This is a genomic window from Elusimicrobia bacterium HGW-Elusimicrobia-1 (assembly GCA_002841695.1).
Taxonomy (GTDB): domain Bacteria; phylum Elusimicrobiota; class Endomicrobiia; order PHAN01; family PHAN01; genus PHAN01.
The window spans coordinates 38,910-55,255 of sequence record PHAN01000020.1; the positions used below are offsets into that span (position 1 = coordinate 38,910).

At 51.9% G+C, this 16,346-nt stretch carries 19 protein-coding genes; 2 read left to right on the forward strand and 17 right to left on the reverse strand.

The window, feature by feature from the left end; all coding sequences use genetic code 11:
• Window positions 1–142: 142 nt before the first annotated feature.
• From rpsB to CVU77_08595, 14 genes are all read right to left on the reverse strand, one after another.
• Entirely contained in the window at window positions 143–961 is an 819-nt protein-coding gene (gene rpsB, locus CVU77_08530) for a 30S ribosomal protein S2 (protein ID PKN00812.1), read from the reverse strand.
• A gap of 123 nt (window positions 962–1,084) precedes the next feature.
• Window positions 1,085–2,056 (reverse strand): hypothetical protein, encoded by a 972-nt coding sequence (locus CVU77_08535; GenBank protein ID PKN00794.1) that lies wholly within the window; start codon window positions 2,054–2,056, stop codon window positions 1,085–1,087.
• 39 nt (window positions 2,057–2,095) lie between these two features.
• Window positions 2,096–2,692, reverse strand: a complete 597-nt coding sequence (locus CVU77_08540; protein ID PKN00795.1) for an electron transport complex subunit RsxA — start codon at window positions 2,690–2,692, stop codon at window positions 2,096–2,098.
• Complete coding sequence (locus CVU77_08545; protein ID PKN00796.1) at window positions 2,689–3,501, reverse strand: electron transport complex subunit RsxE; 813 nt, start codon at window positions 3,499–3,501, stop codon at window positions 2,689–2,691. The genes CVU77_08540 and CVU77_08545 overlap by 4 nt, the downstream gene beginning before the upstream one ends.
• A complete protein-coding gene (locus CVU77_08550) occupies window positions 3,495–3,713 on the reverse strand; it encodes a hypothetical protein (protein ID PKN00797.1) in 219 nt (72 codons plus the stop codon). Before CVU77_08550 ends, CVU77_08545 begins: the two co-directional genes overlap by 7 nt.
• A 35-nt stretch (window positions 3,714–3,748) precedes the next feature.
• Window positions 3,749–4,309 carry a hypothetical protein gene (locus CVU77_08555; GenBank protein ID PKN00798.1) on the reverse strand — a complete coding sequence of 187 codons (561 nt, stop codon included), beginning with the start codon at window positions 4,307–4,309 and terminating at the stop codon, window positions 3,749–3,751.
• Window positions 4,300–5,250, reverse strand: a complete 951-nt coding sequence (locus tag CVU77_08560; GenBank protein ID PKN00813.1) for a Na+-transporting NADH:ubiquinone oxidoreductase subunit D — start codon at window positions 5,248–5,250, stop codon at window positions 4,300–4,302. Before CVU77_08560 ends, CVU77_08555 begins: the two co-directional genes overlap by 10 nt.
• A 5-nt stretch (window positions 5,251–5,255) precedes the next feature.
• Entirely contained in the window at window positions 5,256–6,578 is a 1,323-nt protein-coding gene (locus CVU77_08565; protein ID PKN00799.1) for an electron transport complex subunit RsxC, read from the reverse strand.
• Window positions 6,579–6,897: 319 nt separating this feature from the next.
• Complete coding sequence (locus CVU77_08570; protein PKN00800.1) at window positions 6,898–7,665, reverse strand: hypothetical protein; 768 nt, start codon at window positions 7,663–7,665, stop codon at window positions 6,898–6,900.
• A gap of 201 nt (window positions 7,666–7,866) precedes the next feature.
• Window positions 7,867–8,928 (reverse strand): RNA-dependent DNA polymerase, encoded by a 1,062-nt coding sequence (locus tag CVU77_08575; protein PKN00801.1) that lies wholly within the window; start codon window positions 8,926–8,928, stop codon window positions 7,867–7,869.
• Window positions 8,929–8,984: 56 nt separating this feature from the next.
• The gene (locus CVU77_08580) at window positions 8,985–9,410 is read right to left on the reverse strand and encodes a hypothetical protein (GenBank protein PKN00802.1); all 426 of its coding nucleotides are present in this window, start codon (window positions 9,408–9,410) and stop codon (window positions 8,985–8,987) included.
• A gap of 42 nt (window positions 9,411–9,452) precedes the next feature.
• Window positions 9,453–9,785, reverse strand: a complete 333-nt coding sequence (locus CVU77_08585) for a diversity-generating retroelement protein bAvd family protein (GenBank protein ID PKN00803.1) — start codon at window positions 9,783–9,785, stop codon at window positions 9,453–9,455.
• A 166-nt stretch (window positions 9,786–9,951) separates the two neighbouring features.
• The gene (locus CVU77_08590; protein ID PKN00804.1) at window positions 9,952–10,269 is read right to left on the reverse strand and encodes a hypothetical protein; all 318 of its coding nucleotides are present in this window, start codon (window positions 10,267–10,269) and stop codon (window positions 9,952–9,954) included.
• Between the two features lie 167 nt (window positions 10,270–10,436).
• On the reverse strand, window positions 10,437–11,909 hold the full coding sequence (locus tag CVU77_08595; GenBank protein PKN00805.1) for a hypothetical protein: 1,473 nt from the start codon (window positions 11,907–11,909) through the stop codon (window positions 10,437–10,439).
• Window positions 11,910–12,086: 177 nt separating this feature from the next.
• Here CVU77_08595 and CVU77_08600 point away from each other — a divergent pair, with 177 nt between their 5' ends.
• Window positions 12,087–12,446, forward strand: a complete 360-nt coding sequence (locus CVU77_08600; protein ID PKN00806.1) for a hypothetical protein — start codon at window positions 12,087–12,089, stop codon at window positions 12,444–12,446.
• Complete coding sequence (locus CVU77_08605) at window positions 12,439–12,717, forward strand: hypothetical protein (GenBank protein PKN00807.1); 279 nt, start codon at window positions 12,439–12,441, stop codon at window positions 12,715–12,717. Before CVU77_08600 ends, CVU77_08605 begins: the two co-directional genes overlap by 8 nt.
• A 9-nt stretch (window positions 12,718–12,726) precedes the next feature.
• Here the strand turns inward: CVU77_08605 and CVU77_08610 are convergent, their stop codons facing one another.
• From CVU77_08610 to CVU77_08620, 3 genes are all read right to left on the reverse strand, one after another.
• Entirely contained in the window at window positions 12,727–13,293 is a 567-nt protein-coding gene (locus CVU77_08610; protein PKN00808.1) for a hypothetical protein, read from the reverse strand.
• Window positions 13,294–14,021: 728 nt separating this feature from the next.
• Complete coding sequence (locus CVU77_08615) at window positions 14,022–14,954, reverse strand: hypothetical protein (protein PKN00809.1); 933 nt, start codon at window positions 14,952–14,954, stop codon at window positions 14,022–14,024.
• A gap of 101 nt (window positions 14,955–15,055) precedes the next feature.
• Window positions 15,056–16,342 (reverse strand): twitching motility protein PilT, encoded by a 1,287-nt coding sequence (locus CVU77_08620; GenBank protein ID PKN00810.1) that lies wholly within the window; start codon window positions 16,340–16,342, stop codon window positions 15,056–15,058.
• Window positions 16,343–16,346 lie beyond the last annotated feature (4 nt).

Genomic DNA, 16,346 nt, shown 5'->3' on the forward strand with positions numbered 1-16,346 from the left:
GTCATTCTGAGCGTAGCGAAGAATCTCATAATGCCTCAGGATAAACTCCGCGAAGAATCTCGTTTTCCGACGACCACCCGCAGGGGGAGACCCTTCACTTCGTTCAGGGTGACATTTTGGACACTTTTTCAACTGCCTCAACTTACAAACTTATTTCCTTGTTCATTTCGTCTTCGGGGATTTGCGGAACGTAGGACTCCGCCGTTTCGGCCGAACCGGCGTTGGCGTCGGAGGACGCCGCCGAAGCGGCTTTCTGCGCGAGTTCGCGGCCTTCAAGAACGGCCGAAGAAACAAGCTGGCAGAAAAGCTGTATGGCGCGGATTGCGTCGTCGTTGCCCGGTATGGGGTAATCGATGAGTTCAGGGTCGGTGTTGGTGTCGCAGACGGCTACGGTGGGTATGCCCAGGCGACGGCATTCCGCCACGGCGGTGGCCTCTTCGTGCGGGTCGACTATGAAGACCACGCCGGGGAGTTCTTTCATTTCTTTTATGCCGTCGAGATACTTCTCGAAACGGGCGAGTTCCTTATTTTTGCGCGACGCTTCTTTCTTGGAGAGTTTATCGAGGACTCCGCCGGTTTTCATTCTGTGGAGATCGCCGAACTTGTCGAGCGATTTTTTCAGGGTCTCAAAGTTGGTCAGCGTTCCGCCAAGCCATCTTTCCACCACGTAAAACGACTGGCACTTGGCGGCCTCTTCCTTGACGACGGGAGCGGCCTGCTTTTTTGTTCCCACAAAAAGCACGCTGGAGCCCGCGGCGACGGAATCCTTGACGAATTTAAGGGCCTTTTTGAGCTCCTTAACCGTCTTTTGAAGGTCGATTATGTGGATTGTTTCTTTGCCGCCGGTGAGTTTGCGGGCGCCGAAGATGTATTTTGCCATCTTCGGATTCCAACGCCTTGTCTGATGCCCGAAATGAACTCCCGCTTCCAACAACGACTTCATCGAAAAGTTTGCGACCATCTTTACTGCCTCCCGGGGTTTTTCAGCCGACGGGTCGGACCGCATTGCGGACATCCCGAACGGCGTTTCCTCCGCCGAATCCCGAACGCCCCCGCGTTTTGCGGGGGACCCGTTGACGGGAAATCAGCCGGCGTGTGAAATGGCGGCGTTTTTATCCTTGAGACCGCCGCTGCCTTGATTGACCGGCTTAGCCCTTATTATGGACTTAGTCGGACACTTCGCCTCGCATATGCCGCAGTTATCGCAGGCATCGTACTTCATTGAAGCGAGGTTATCGGAAAGTATTATATCATTTTGAGGGCATTGTTTGACGCATATCCCGCAACCTATGCAACCCGGAGCGCATATACGCCTGACGACGGCTCCCTTGTCCCGCGAGGAACACAGAATGTGATAGCGGTACTTGCACTCGACCAGATGAATAATTTTTTTGGGACAGGTCGCGACGCATAAGCCGCACGAGGTGCATTTTGCTTCGTCTATTACGGGAACTCCGCCCTTTTCGTACGATATCGCCCCGAAAGGACAGATGCGCGCGCAATTACCCAGGCACACACATCCGTAACCGCAGGACTTAGGCCCCCCGAACGCGCCCGAAGCGACGGCGCAGTCCTCTATCCCGTCGTATTTGAATTTATCGGAGCATTTCGGCCCGCCGCCGCAGAATATCACGGCGGTGCGGCGAGACGTATCGGAATGTTCCTTGCCGAGGGCCGCCGATATTTTTTTGTTGGTGTCGGCGTCGGCCACGGGACATTTTCCCGTCTCGGCGAGACCGGCGGCAAGCGCTTCGGCATAACCGGAACAGCCGGCAAATCCGCACGCTCCGCAGTTGGCTCCCGGCAGAAGTTTTATTATCTCTTCTTCGACGGGATTGACGGCCACGGCGAACTTTTTAGCGGCGTAGGCGAGGCCGAATCCCATAAGAAATCCGATACCGCTTAAAAATATAAGCCCGCCGACTATGTTATTCATAATCTGACACCATTTTAAAAACCCGGCTTCTACTTTGTTTGTCATTCCCGCGAAAGCGGGAATCCAGACAACCTCGCCTCCTGATTCTGGATTCCCGATTAAAACTTTCGGGAATGACATACTGAAGCAAGGATAACAGCTTTTTAATTTTTAGCAGCCCTACCTTATTCCGAAAAGTCCGGTGAATCCCATAAAAGACACCGCCATAAGCGACGCGGTAAAAAACACTATGGGATATCCGTCGAGAAACTTAGGAACGGGGGCCGTCTTGATTTTTTCTCTTATTGATGAAAACAGAATTATCGCCAGGGCATAACCGCCGGCCACGCCCCACGTGTAGACGAGCGCTTTTGTCATTGAATATCCGTAGTCAATGTTAAGAAACGCCACCGCAAGTATCGCGCAATTGGTCGTTATCAGCGGAAGATATATCCCCAGCGCCTTGTAGAGCGCCCTGAAATATTTTTTCATCACTATTTCGACGAACTGAACAAGCGAGGCGATTATAAGTATGAATGAAACTGTCCGCAGGAAAACAAGATCGAGGGGTTTGAGTATCAGATGATAAACCGGCCAGGACGCCAGAGTGGCAAGAGTCATTACAAAAAGAACCGCCGCGCTCATACCGAGAGAATTTTTAAGACGGTCGGACACGCCGAAGAAAGAGCAGAGCCCCAGAAAGCGCATAAGGATGATATTATTGACGACGAGCGCGCCGAAGAATATGGCGAATAGTTCGACAAAAGTGTGGTTCATCGTTTTTTATCCCCGTTTTTTTTGGGAAGTTCGTCGAATGAGAAAAGCATTCCGGGCGAAGGCGGCGAGTTTTTTTGCTCGGGCGCCGATGTTTTTGGCTGAGTCGAAGGCACCGGGGAAACGGCGGCGGGCGGCGCGGCGCATGCAACGGTTTCGCGCGTAAAATCCGTCAGGCAGGTCGAGGCCAGCGCGCAGTTTGCGCAGGGCGATATTTTGAACGGAGCGACGCTCTTTTTAACGTACTGCCACACGGAAATCAGAATGCCTATGCCGATGTAAGCGCCCGGGGGCAGCATAAATATCGCGGCGGGACGCGAAAAAAAATGTCCGTAACCGAACACGGTGCCGTTTCCAAGCGCCTCGCGGAAAATTCCCAGTGCCAGTATACCCGCCGTAAAACCCAGACCCATTCCCACTCCGTCGAAGAAAGACGGAACGACGCCGTTTCTGTAAGCGAATGCCTCGGCGCGTCCGAGGATGACGCAGTTAACGACTATAAGAGGAACGAAAACGCCCAGGGAGCGGCTCAACCCCGGGGAATACGCCTGCATAAGGTAGTCGGCCATTGTAACGAATGTTGCGATTATGACTATGAAAACCGGTATGCGTATCTGCGCGGGGATGAGTTTTCTTAACGCGGAGACCATCACGTTCGAGCAGACCAGCACGAACGTGGCCGCAAGTCCCATTCCCAATGCGTCGACGGACGTAGCCGAGCAGGCCAAAACGGGGCAGAGGCCTATCATAAGTATCATTATGGGATTTTCGCGGATGAGCCCGTCGGTAATGAGTTTAAGCATATTTAGTATACCGTGTCAAAAACTTTATTGTCAGCGTCGAAAATCCCCCTCTTTCCCCCTTTTTCAAAGGGGGATAAAGACAGAAACTTGTGCCGCCAATATATTTTCCCTTTTTTCAAAGGGTCCAAAGACAGAACTTGCGTCGACGATATATTTTCCCTTTTTTTCAAAGGGCCTAAAGACAGAACTTGCGTCGACGATATATTTCCCCCTTTTTTCAAAGGGGGATACAGGGGGATTTTACTTACACCTTGGCCTATTTTGAATTCTCCGAAGCCGCCGCCTTTTGCAGAGCGTCGCCGACGGCGGCGGCGACGGCTCTTGAAGTTATCGTCGCTCCCGTGACGGCGTCTATCGCGCCGACGGACGGAGCGTCTTTCTTCAATTTGATTTTATCGGCTTTCTTGCCGGCGTATTGAGCCAGATATTCCGGCGTCAACGCCTTTGTGCCAAGGCCGGGCGTTTCTTTGTGCGAAAGCGCCTTAACGGAAACGACGGCTCCTTTTAGGTCAACGCCCACAATCACCGCGACCTCGCCGCCATATCCCCGACGGGACGAGGAAACCGTTTTGCCGACGACAGTTCCGTCGGAGAGCGCGCCTACGCTTACGCCGTCGCACGGGTCGCGGAAGGATTCCGCCCGCGGCAGGACTTCGCGCTGAAGTTTGACAAGATTGTCCGCGGCGGTTTTTTGGACGGCATCGAATGTGTTTCGGTAAACGAGTGTAAGCAAGGAGGCGGACACAAGACATACCGCAAGAAGAATCGCGCCGTACTTGAAATTACTGTCCTTGCCTGATGTCGGGTTCACTTTGATTTTCCCTTAAAAGAATATCCGAACGGTTTTGGGATGGTGTAGCGGTCTATAAGCGGCACTGTCATATTCATTATGAGTATCGAAAAACAAACGCCTTCCGGGAAACCGCCGCTGAAACGTATCAGAGACGTAAGAATTCCGCAGCCCGCGCCGAAAATAATCATCCCTTTTTTGGTCGTGGGCGCCGTCACGGGATCGGTGGCCATAAAAAACGCGCCGAGAATAAGTCCGCCGGCTAAAATCTGGTAAATCGCGTTCGCGGAATATGCCGCCGAAAATATCGCCACGACGGCGATGTAAACCAGCGGAATTATCATCTTTATCTGCCTGCGGAAAACAAGATATGCCGCGCCCGCAAGAAGCGCTGCGGCCGATGTCTCTGCGAGCGAACCCGCGACGTTGCCAAAAAACAGGTCTCTTAATGCCGGCACGGCTTCGGTGATTTGGTATCTTGCCGCCGCAAGAGGCGTTGCCGCAGTTACGGCGTCCGCCGCGCCGGCGGGCGCAATCCACGATGTCATCTCCGACGGCCACGCTATCTGTAAAAAAGCCCGCGCCGCCAAAGCCGGATTGAACGGATTGTGCCCGATCCCGCCGAAAACCTGCTTTGCGAATATTATCGCGAAAGCCGCTCCGACGGCGGCCTGCCACAAAGGCATCGTCGGAGGCAGGGTCAGCGCCAGCAAAAGTCCCGTTACGACCGCGCTCATATCCGAGATGCCCGACGGCGCTTTTATCACGTATCTCTGCCAGATATATTCCGCCAAAACCGCCGACGCTATCGAAACGGCCATTACCAGCGCGGCGCGGTAGCCGAAAAATCGCACGGCCATAATCGAGGCGGGCGCAAGCGCGATGACGACGTCGGTCATCACTTTGGAAACCGTCATACCGCCGTGAAAGTGGGGCGCGTGCGTTACCGTAAGTTTTGTAAGTTTTATATCGCTCATGATTTTTTGGAGCACAGGTACGACTTGGCCAGCTTAATTTGCGCCACTATCGGGCGGTTCGACGGACATACGTAGGCGCAGCAGCCGCACTCTATGCAGTCGGCGGCGTAATAGTTCGCGGTGTCGTCGTATAATTCTTTTTCGCCAAGCACGCTGAGCATATTGGGCATTAGATTCATGGGGCAGACCATAACGCATTTCGCGCAGCGGATGCAGGGATTAAAATCTCCGGAGCGGGAATCCGACAGAAACAAAACGCCAGATGTGCCCTTTACGACGGGGACTTCCGGCGACGCCTGCGCGAAACCCATCATAGGTCCGCCTACCACGATTTTTTCAAGCGCTCCGTCGAGGCCGCCGGCGGCTTCAAGCAGTTCCGATAACAGCGTTCCGACGCGCGCCAGATAATTTCCCGGCGATTTGGCGGCGTCGCCTGAAACGGTGACCACGCGCTCGTAAAGCGGTTTTCCCTTTTTGATTGCCTCAAAAACCGCGTACGCCGTGGCGACGTTGTGCACGACGCATCCGACCTGAAACGGCAGACCGCCCGTCGGCACCACGCGGCCGGTCACCGCGTATATCAGCTGTTTTTCGGCGCCTTGCGGATACTTGACCGGAAGCGCGGCGACAGTAAGGTTCGGCTCGTTGAAAGCAAGGCCTCTTAATATTTCTATGGCGCGCGGCTTATTGTCCTCGACGGCTATAATCGTCTGATAAGCGTCGATTATGTGCGAAATAATTTTGGCGCCTTCTATGATTTCCTTTGCGCGTTCGCGGACAAGAGCGTCGTCGGAGGTAAGATACGGTTCGCACTCGCAGGCGTTCAAAACCAGAAAATCTATGTCCTTGCCCTTGGGCGGATTTAGTTTTATGTGCGAAGGAAAACACGCCCCGCCAAGCCCGACTATGCCTGCCTCGGCTATGGCGGCGCGAATGTCGTCGCGGGAATGTCTTACGTAATCCGAAAAAACGGTATTCATCGGCGCGGCGGCGTCTTTGCCGTCGGAGTCAATGACGACGGATTCGACCGGTTTAAGCAGCGCCGGATGTTCCCACGCCGTCACGGCCGCAACTTTTCCGGATATACTCGAATGAACGCCCGCCGAAACGTTGCCGCCCGCGTCGGCGATTTTCTGTCCGCGCAGAACGGCCTCTCCGACGGCGACCTTCGGTTTGGCGGCGCAGCCCGGATGCTGCAACATAGGCAGCACCACTCTGCGCGGCGCGCCAAGCGCGATGATTTTTCCGTCGGCGGTCATTTTTCGCTCAGGCGGATGAATTCCGCCGGCGAAAACCGGTTTTTTCTTTTTGATGTTCATCGGATTTAATTTGTATTTGCGGCAAAACAGGTGGGATTATACAATTTCGTTGAGAAAACTGTCAAATGACAGGGGATGTGAATAGTAAATAGTGAATGGAAAATAGTAAAGACAAGGGCGTCTGCGAATGGAAAGCGCGTCGTCGGACAATAGTAAATTCCCCCTTAACAAAGTCGCAGACTTCGTATCCGAAGGCATCGGAGGGAGTACGGGGGTTGTAAAATCGCCGAGTAAAAAACACAACCCCCGTACCCCCTTTTCTAAGGGGGAATTAAAAAGGGACGTATAATTATACGCCCCTACATGACAATGTATGGAATTACTGCGATACATTTATATCGTCAATATAAAACTCGGCGGCGGGAGATGTGGAGAATCCCTCGGCGCGAAGTGTCAGCGTGGCGTTTTGAGACGGTGTTCCGGCGTTGAGGGTGCGGAGTTCCCAAGCGTTTTCAGCCGAGGCCGTCGCGAAGACACTCGTCGGAGAAATGCCTTTTCCAGATAATGTCAATTTCGGTTTTGTCGCCGCGCCGCCATATCCCGAATTGTAACGGATGTAAGCGGTTATAGTCAGAGCCGAACCGCTTTTTACCGGAACGTCCCACTCCCACGAAGCGTCGCCGACGAAGCCGAAAGAATTGGGCCCCGTTCTTGCGGGTTTGCCTTGCGCGGATTTTGATTGAAACGCCCCGGGCTTTGCCCGCCAGGAGTAAATCGCCGACGAACCGATGTTGTCCGCTTTGTCTCTGGCCTTGGCGCGAAAGTAAAAGCGTCCGTTCCTCTTCAGAGATGAAAAAATGTGCTGGGGTTGAGAAGTCCATCCCGAGTCGCTCACGACCGAGCCCAGGTCCGCCACCGTCGATATTTCCACGAGATACGGGTTCGTGTCTTTGAGCCCGCTTTCGCCGTCGCTCGCGCCGAAATACACCGCGATTTGCGCCGTGCCGGGAGACGCAACCGACGATACGTTCACCGACGGCGCAACCGTGTCTTTTATGACGTAATAGCAGGATATTGTCCCGGACGAGGCCGCAAACGCCTTCGGCAAATGGAAAAACAAAAGAGCGAAAACAAAACAAAATGTCATTATGGGCGCACGAAGAAACGAAGCAAGCCCGCCTATTGTGAGATTGCTTCCCCGCCAAGGCTGGGCGGGCTGTCGTTTATCAAGTAGGGGCGTATAATTATACGCCCCTACAACTCCTCGCAATGACAACGGCGGGAAAGGTGACTCACAATGATAATAGTGATTATTTTTTTTCGACATAAAATCGACTCCCGCGTTTTTCTAACTTGCGGCGCCCGGGTTTATCCGGTTCAGCATTATTTTTGAAAGAAACTGCGAGTGTTTCCCCATCAATGAAGCCAGTTTTTTCGTCAGGTTATAAGTATCGGCGTGCCTCGAATGAGCGAGCCATGACGCGACGGTGGCCTCCATTTTTTCCGGGATTATGCCGCCCGCGGCAAACTCGGCGATTTTCTTCTTCATCTTTTTTACGCTGCTCTTTCTTAAAAGCCGGTGCGTCCGCCAGATTCTATAGCCGAGAAAATCGACACCTTGCTTTACAGGGAAAATAGACGACTTTTTATTGAGCGCGAGACGCAAGTCGTCTCTTAAAAAAAATTCAATCTCGTCTTTAACGGCGGCCAGTTTCTTTTTGTCCTCGTCGAGCACGATAAAATCGTCCACATACCTGATATAATGGCGGCAGTGAAGATTATGTTTGACAAAATAATCGAGTTGATTCATATATACATTGGCAAATAACTGGGACGTCAAATTCCCCACGGGAAGTCCGCAATCCGTTTTTCCGACGGCGCAGTGTGAGAAAATAATAGTATCTATCAGAGCGAGCGCTCTTTTATCCGAGATTCTCCGCGCGATTTCGCGCCTTAAAATATTGTGGCTCACCGACGGGAAATAGTTGGCTATGTCGCCCTTAAAGCAATATGCGCCGGCAGAAAGCGACCGGAGAAAATGCGTAAGCCGCCGGACGCCCGAGTGCGTGCCTTTATATTTTCGGCAAGCGTAAGAATCGTAAATGAAAACCTTTTCAAAGATCGGCTCTATCACATTATTCAAGGCGTGCTGAACGATCCTGTCTTTGAACGGTAACGATGAGATTTTCCTCTTTTTAGGCTCATAAACGCTGAAAGTATGATATTTCCCGGGGCGATAAACGCCCTCTTTGATTTCGTTCATAAGTCTCACGAGATTATTCTCAAGATTCGATGTGTAAAAAAGCACGCCTTCCCTGTATCTCTTCTCTTTTCTCGCTTTAAGATAAGCGTCATAGAGATTGCTGAAATCATATATTCCTTCGAAAATATTTTTGTATGTTTTAGGCATTTTTAAATCCCCGGCTATGGCCCTTTTTTCACCAAGATTGTGTAGCGGCGGGATTGCTATCCGCCTAATACGGCGCATAGCAATGCGCCCGCTACAAAATACTTTTTTAGAAGGGCGCGGAGTTCCATCCGCTCGCGGGCGACACGAAGGCCAACGTTCGTGTTGAAGTTAGTCGGCGTCCAGTTGAAGTTGAGCGTGAAGACGCCGCTCTTCGTGTCGTTGTTCCAGTTGCCACTGCGCAAGGCAACGAACGAACCGGCACCCAAAACGAGTCCCGACCTTTCTTGAGACCGGAGCGGAAAAACCCGGGTTTCGACAAGTTCAAGAACTTGACTACTTGCCGAGGTTTTCCTTCTACTTTTTTTGCCTGCCCTTAATGCGCCGGCATATCGGGCCGAACGTCCGCAAAAAGAAACAAACAGGGTCGGAACTCCCGGATGAATCAGTGTTGGCGTCAAACCCTTGGGTTTGGCCGCTCTCACAAAAAACCCTCCGCGCCCTCTTTCCTTTGACGACGTTATCCGTCAGCTCTTTTTCGTCCAACCCCCTATCAATCTGCCTATCTCGCTCAACTTCTGGCAAAAAATCCCGTAACGGGCTACGTTGATATACCTCAAATCAACGGCCAACCGCACAAGAACCCTGGCTTTTTCCAATTCGACATCCAGCAAAAAAAGCGCGCGCTTTTTGCTGGCGAGTTTGTTCGCGGTGACTATCAAATCGATCATTTTCAAAAACGTGTTTTCTATCTGTTGCGCCAGAACGAATCTCTGCGACTTGGGAAAATTGTTCAGGACGGGAAAAGAATATTTGATAAGGTCGTACATTTTCTGAAAAAGAACCAAATCGCCTATCATTTTTATTACTCCGTTCTTGTCATTGCGAGGTCAAGGGCTTGCCCTTGACCGTGGCAATCTCACAATAAGCGAGATTGCTTCGTTGATGGGCGGGCAAGCCCGCCCCTACGCGCCTCGCAATAGCAGGTATGGGCCAAATCCAAAAGTGTAAACAACACGTTAAAATCTAACACTTTTTATGGACCTCTATTTTTTCCGTGATTTTGCCGTCTTCAAAAATAATTACATTTTCGCCGAGCCGAACCATCCTGCCGACATATTTATCGAGACCCGAGTCGGGAAAACCGCAGGACTTTACCGTCTTGGTTTCACCCGAAGGGGAGTTTTCGGTAATCGTCTTCAACTTAAGGTTCAGGGAAGCGGCAAGGCGTTCGGCCTGCTCCTGAAGCAAATAATGGAAGATGCCCCGTCTTATAAGAACGACGAAACCGGGGTTTTCTTTTTTTTGTTTTTCAAATTCCTCTATCATTTTTTCAGAAATCATAATTTTTCTCCGTTCGGGGGGACAAATCCCCCCGAACCCCCCTTATCCCGCTTTCCCCGTATCCACTCGTCCCGACGTTACGTCGGGACTCGGGATTGTGTGCTCGTTCGGTGCAGTTGCTCCGAACTCCGCGCACAAACAGCAACACCAGATAACAGATACCAGATTCACCGCTCGCGGGCGACACGAAGGCCAACGTCCGCGCTGAAGTTAGCCGGCGCCCAGTTGAAGTAGAGCGTGAAGACGCCGCTCCTCGCGACGCTGCCCCAGCCGCCACCGCGCAAGGCAACGAACGAACCGGCAGTTGTAAACCAGTAGCCATCGTTACCGTGGGCAGCGTTCCCCGTGGCATCGCTCGTCGCCGCGATATTATGGGGGCGCAGCGTCGCCTCAGTTCTCTTCGTCAAAATCCTGTTACCGCTCGTCATACCGGCACAAATGTTATATCCGGTATTGAGCAGTATCTCGTAAAAGCCGCTTGCGGGCGTGCCCGATACTGTAAGCGCCGTAGCGGAATTTCCGGTTATCTGAAAAAATGTTCCGTCGGCGGCATAAAGCCAAAAACCGGACCACTGATTCGTGTTCCAGTTTTTCGTTGAGTCCGTAAACGTATTGGAAGTCCCCGTCCCTTTGCCGCATAACGACGAAACCGGGACGGTCGCTATCATAACATGGGCTATGGAATCCCTTATATGAATACCCGCGCTATGCTCCCAGAGATTGCCGTTCATATCGCAAATGCCTGACGAGGTCTTCGGTATTGACCAGTTGTACGACGTGCCGACTTCGGTGCCCGTATAATCGCAATACCAACCCGCATTAAGTCCTTGTCTGTATGTATCTCTTACCCCGTATTGCGTGCCCGCCGTGTCGGCGTCCTGATCGGACGGCGGCGCGACATTGGCGTTATTGCCTCCGGGCCCTCCGTTTCCTATCATCGCCGCGGCGGTGTCGGCTATTACCGCCCACTCTATGGATGTTATGAGATGAAAATCGGCGCCTCTGTTGGAGGCGGCCTTGCGGGCGTTGACGGATGTTATCCATCCCCACGGCACTTTGTTGTAGACGGAAACGCCGGGCGTCGTGCCGGGGTCTACATTGTCTCCTATCGAACCCATCGAAGAAGTCGTGGCGTCCGGCTGAGATGACTCATACTTGTCCACCCAGAAACCTCCCACGGACGCGCCCCAACTCGACGTAAACTCAGGAACATACACCATCACGGACGAATAATGCGGATACCCCGCAGGAAGTGTCCTGTTTTCCCACGCGGCGGGGGACTCGGGAGTCGCGGCTATCGTTACGACTACTTGCTGCTGCTGGTTCCAGCCATTGGTTATGGCCGTCGGGGCGTCAAATTTCAAACCGAAATACTGTGTCGCTCCGCCGGCGAGTTGGTTTGTCATTACTACCGTATTGGTGCTTAACGTTACCGTAGATGACCCGATAAAATATGACATACGAAACTTGTCGGCGGCGGGAGCGGCCCCGGGGGTATGCCAGGCGGTGGACGAAACTTTTATGGTTATGCCCTCATACCAGCCGGAATCGTTCAGGATCCCGAAATAATTGCCGGTCGTAAATGTTGACCCGTTAAGCCCAATGTCTCCTATGTTCCAGGTATTCGTGGTAAGCGACACGGAAAGACCGGCGTAAAGAGGGTGAATGGTAAATAGTGAAAAGAAAATAGTGAATAGTAGCGGTCGCATTGCTATGCGACTGATTTTGCGGGATAGCAATCCCGCCGCTACACCTCGCAATGACAACACAGAAAATATTAAATTAAGTTTCTTCATAAATAAACCTCAATAAACCTCTTGACAAAATTTTTCGTTTTTGTCATAATTGATTTTGTGGAAATTAGGGAAGAACAGTTTGTCTTTCTTTATTCTGATGAAACAAGGGTTCGCCATTTTCACAAGAGAATTAAAAATCGGGTAATTGAATTTGTCGTTCAGCTGGAAATACTGGTTAAGAACAAATGGCAGCCGGTTATTCGGTATGACACCAAACACGGTTTCGCCCACAAGGACATTATTCATCCATCCGGAAAAGTTGAAAAAATACCTTTGCCGGTTCAGAATTTCAATGATGCCCTGACATTCGCGGAGGAAGAATTGCGCGTAGAATGGGAAATATTCAAAATGGCATTTATTAAGGAGTCGCGAGATGAATAAACCGAATTTCTGGGAATTACAACGCAGTATAGGTTTTGAGTTTTCAAGATACATACTTAAACATCCGGAATTCGCAAAACAAATTCCCGCCAATGCCCTGATAGTTTTCCAGATAGAGAATAATCCCGAATTTAATAAACTGGCAATGAAGACGGCAAAGTTAAACAAAGAACCGGGGCAAAAAATATTGACCGTTGAAATAGAAAAGCTACTCCCGCCCTTTGAGACACGGCTTGTCAATCCACATTTAGAATTGTCTTTAATTACCTGATTTTTCACCTTAATCCTCACCACTTAATCCCGCCTTCGCCGCCACCCGCAGGGTGGCAATCTCGAACAACGGATAAACCGCCAGAACTATTTGCGACGGTTTAGAGTCATCGGGAACTTCCGATACGGCCATAACAGCGCAAAAACGTTTTCCGTAATTTTTTTTATCGCGCGGAATTTTCAGATAAACGAAAATATCTTTTTCGGAGTTTGCGGCGACGATTATTTCTTTATACGGTGTCCGCAACCAGCCGACGTCGGGGATTTCTTCGTATCTTCGGGAGTTCCACTTGACTTCGATTTGGGAGGGTTTATGAAATGATATCGCGTATTTGCGGGTTTCATCTCCGGTATTGCGTATTATTATTCTTTCGGCTATGGCCTTGCCGACGTTAATCTCGACGCCGGGAACGACTTCGACGAGTTTTATCACGCTGACGTTGATGTCCAGGCCTCTGGCCCAGAGACGGGAAGCGGGAAGGGTGAAGAGTAAAGAGAAAAAGATAAGCGCGGGGGAGAGGCGGTGTAGCGGGCGAATTGCCATTCGCCCTTTGGATACAGGTTTCACGGGCGGCATAGCAATGCCGCCGCTACACGTATGGCGGATTGTGGACAAAAAAGCAAAAGTCATTGCGAGTCCCGACATGTCGGGACGAAGCGAACCCCATGGTATCCCTCGGTTTACTCGGGACGACGCTCCGCGCCGGGTTGCCTCCCCCGCCAAACAACGGCGGGGTCGCAATGACAGGGGGCGGGGGGAATGACAAGGCAAGAAGCCGAAAAACCGCCCAAGGAGGCCGGAAACGATATTGTAAACGAAACTATAGAGGGCACAAAGGCAGTGGATAGTGGTTAGTGGCGAGTGGTTAGAAAACAAAAAACCCGAGGTTTCAGGCTTCCTCGGGTGTTGGGGTTCGGGTCGTTTTGGGATTACGGCGTTAAAAGCGCGTTCTAATGCTTCATATTGACAGCAGATAGATAGATAGATAGATAGATAGATAGATAAGGAGCGTTTTTCATTTCAGGGCCTTTTTGGGGGCGTTCCCTCGTGGCGCTCGGGACAAGTTTCGGGGCTAAAACCGGAGTGTTTAGGGGCGTTATTTTTGTCATTTTGTGAATCCTGTTTTTCGGGGCGGCCGCAAGGGCACACCTGAAACCAAATCCTGACAACGACAAACGGACTTAATGACGACAACGGCGGATACATCCTCCCCGTTATGTCCGTAATGATACAAAAAAGTTGTTACGAAGTTGTTACGATGGGAAGGACAGTGAATCGAAAAAAAATCCCCCCTGCGGCCTTTTTCAGTAACTCTGCTTTGAACGGTCGAGACGGCGGCGGTTCATCTCCTCTTCGCGGTGACGGAGGTTTTCAAGCGCCTCTGCGAGCTGGCCCGACACCGAAGACAGAAGCAACAGATTGGCGTTCGAGAAAGTCACACGGGCGTTATTTGTCCACAGAAGTGTAAATCCCGACGGCAGCGAAGATGACGCCGCTTCGCCCTGTGGTCTGAAAATGCCCGTGGCGGCAAACGCGCCGGAAAAATCAGGAAGTTTCACCCCCGCGGAATTGCACGCGCCCGACAATCCGGAAGACGACGACGCGATTTTTGCGACGAAGGGCGACGCGGCGGGAATTTCGGGCAATCCCGGGCTTTCAAACTCTTCGTTGAACTCATTATATATATAGACGGCCGATTTCGCGGCGGCGGGTATGGCTACCAGCAGTTCTTCGGCCACGGCGGTCGATATTTCGCCGAGGGATTTTCCCGACGCTATCGCGCGGCCGGTCTCGTGAATAGTGGCGAGTTCCCTCGACGTCTGCTCCAGACGATCCATCGCCACCTGAAGAAGTCCCGAAAATATTTTGAGACCCTCCGACGGATGCTTCGAGACGATATCGGCGAACTTGTCGCGCGGGAGACGCCAGAGCGCCGAGTCGGCGCGGGCGTGCGCGGCGGCGATGCGCGGAGAATCCGAGAAAAAAGCCATCTCGCCGAAGAGCGCCCCGTCTTTTATCACGGCAAGGAGTTTTCGCCGGCCGGCCTTGAGATTTTTGGATATGACCACTTCGCCTTTTTCAACGATGTAAAAACTGTCGGCGACCGCGCCTTCCTCGAAAATGATTCCGCCCTCGCCTATGTCGACCTTTTCCATTTCGGCGGACACAATGTCGAGAACGTTCGCGGGAATGCCGGAAAATATGCTGTTATTTTTAAGCAGGTCGCGTTTATCCATAAATTATCCTCGTTAAAAATTCGTTCCGCCTTGGCGGACAGAATCAAATACGGGCAGGGACGAGCCCCCGTATCAAGTACGGGGCAGGATCTGCCGCTACATTAAAAATTAGTTCCGCCGCTGCGGATGAATTCGGGGTTGTGCGCTTTCGAGACGGCGTCTTCCATAGTTATCTCGCCGGCGCGCAGCAGATTAAGAAGCGCCCTGTCGAGCGAAATCATTCCGTGCTTGGCTCCCGTTTCTATGGCCGAATATATCTGATGTGTTTTTCCCTCTCTTATGAGGTTCGCTATGGCGGGAGTTACGTTCATAATTTCCCTTGCGGCAACGCGGCCGACGCCCGAAGCGCGCGGAAGAAGAACCTGCGATACCACACCTTTGAGGGTAACCGACAACTGCACGCGCACCTGCTGTTGCTGATGGGGCGGGAACACGTCGATTATCCTGTCGACTGTCTGCGCCGCATCCGTAGTGTGCAATGTGCCGAAGGCAAGGTGACCGGTTTCGGAAATGGTCAACGCCGCGCCGATGGTTTCAAGGTCTCTCATCTCTCCGATAAGAACTACGTCGGGATCCTGCCGGAGCGCGTATTTAAGCGCGTTGGTGAAAGATTTCGTCTGCTGGCCGACCTCGCGCTGACGCACAATACAGTTTTGTCCTTCGTAAACGAATTCTATGGGATCTTCTATCGTCAGAATATGTTCGTGGCGTTTCTGATTTATGAGGTTTATGAGGCAGGCAAGTGTGGTTGATTTTCCGGAACCCGTGGGACCCGTGACGAGCACAAGCCCGCGCGGAATGTCGGCGAACTGAAGTATCGACGGAGGAAGTCCGAGATCCTGCGGCGTCGGAATCTTCGAGGAGATAACGCGCAGAACCGCCTCCATGCCGTTTTTCTGGTAAAAAGCGTTCACGCGGAAACGGCTTACCCCCGGGATGGAGAACGAGCAGTCCAATTCCCATTTTTCCTCGATTTGCGCGCGCTGGGCGTCGTAGAGAATAGAATAAATCAGACGCTTGGATTCTTCGGCCATTATGACCGGAAATCCATCCAGCGGCTTAACGTGTCCGCGTTCTCTTATCATAGGCGGTTTTCCGACGACAATATGTATGTCGGAAGCGCCCATATCCACGGCTTTCTTGAGAATCTCCACCATATCCATAAATATCTCCGGTGCGGGCCTGCCTGGCTTTACGGCCGTCGAGGCGAAGTATATTTCTTTTTTGAGCAAAGTGTCAAATTTTGTATAAGGAGATTGTTGATAAACCCCGTTATTTGTCATTCTGAGTCCTTCGGCGGCGTCATTATGAGCCCTTCGGCAAGCGTCATTCTGAGCGAAGCGAAGAATCTCATAATGCCTCAGGATAAACTCCGCGAAGAATCTCATACTC

What these genes read in the sequence shown, in the direction of transcription:
- CVU77_08570 (PKN00800.1), bottom strand. Translation starts at nt 7,665, where the DNA reads ATGACATTTTGTTTTGTTTTCGCTCTTTTGTTTTTCCATTTGCCGAAG.
- CVU77_08535 (PKN00794.1), bottom strand. Translation starts at nt 2,056, where the DNA reads ATGTCATTCCCGAAAGTTTTAATCGGGAATCCAGAATCAGGAGGCGAG.
- CVU77_08540 (PKN00795.1), bottom strand. Translation starts at nt 2,692, where the DNA reads ATGAACCACACTTTTGTCGAACTATTCGCCATATTCTTCGGCGCGCTC.
- CVU77_08565 (PKN00799.1), bottom strand. Translation starts at nt 6,578, where the DNA reads ATGAACATCAAAAAGAAAAAACCGGTTTTCGCCGGCGGAATTCATCCG.
- rpsB (PKN00812.1), bottom strand. Translation starts at nt 961, where the DNA reads ATGGTCGCAAACTTTTCGATGAAGTCGTTGTTGGAAGCGGGAGTTCAT.
- CVU77_08585 (PKN00803.1), bottom strand. Translation starts at nt 9,785, where the DNA reads ATGATAGGCGATTTGGTTCTTTTTCAGAAAATGTACGACCTTATCAAA.
- CVU77_08615 (PKN00809.1), bottom strand. Translation starts at nt 14,954, where the DNA reads ATGGATAAACGCGACCTGCTTAAAAATAACAGCATATTTTCCGGCATT.
- CVU77_08590 (PKN00804.1), bottom strand. Translation starts at nt 10,269, where the DNA reads ATGATTTCTGAAAAAATGATAGAGGAATTTGAAAAACAAAAAAAAGAA.
- CVU77_08575 (PKN00801.1), bottom strand. Translation starts at nt 8,928, where the DNA reads ATGCCTAAAACATACAAAAATATTTTCGAAGGAATATATGATTTCAGC.
- CVU77_08610 (PKN00808.1), bottom strand. Translation starts at nt 13,293, where the DNA reads ATGCCGCCCGTGAAACCTGTATCCAAAGGGCGAATGGCAATTCGCCCG.
- CVU77_08605 (PKN00807.1), top strand. Translation starts at nt 12,439, where the DNA reads ATGAATAAACCGAATTTCTGGGAATTACAACGCAGTATAGGTTTTGAG.
- CVU77_08620 (PKN00810.1), bottom strand. Translation starts at nt 16,342, where the DNA reads ATGAGATTCTTCGCGGAGTTTATCCTGAGGCATTATGAGATTCTTCGC.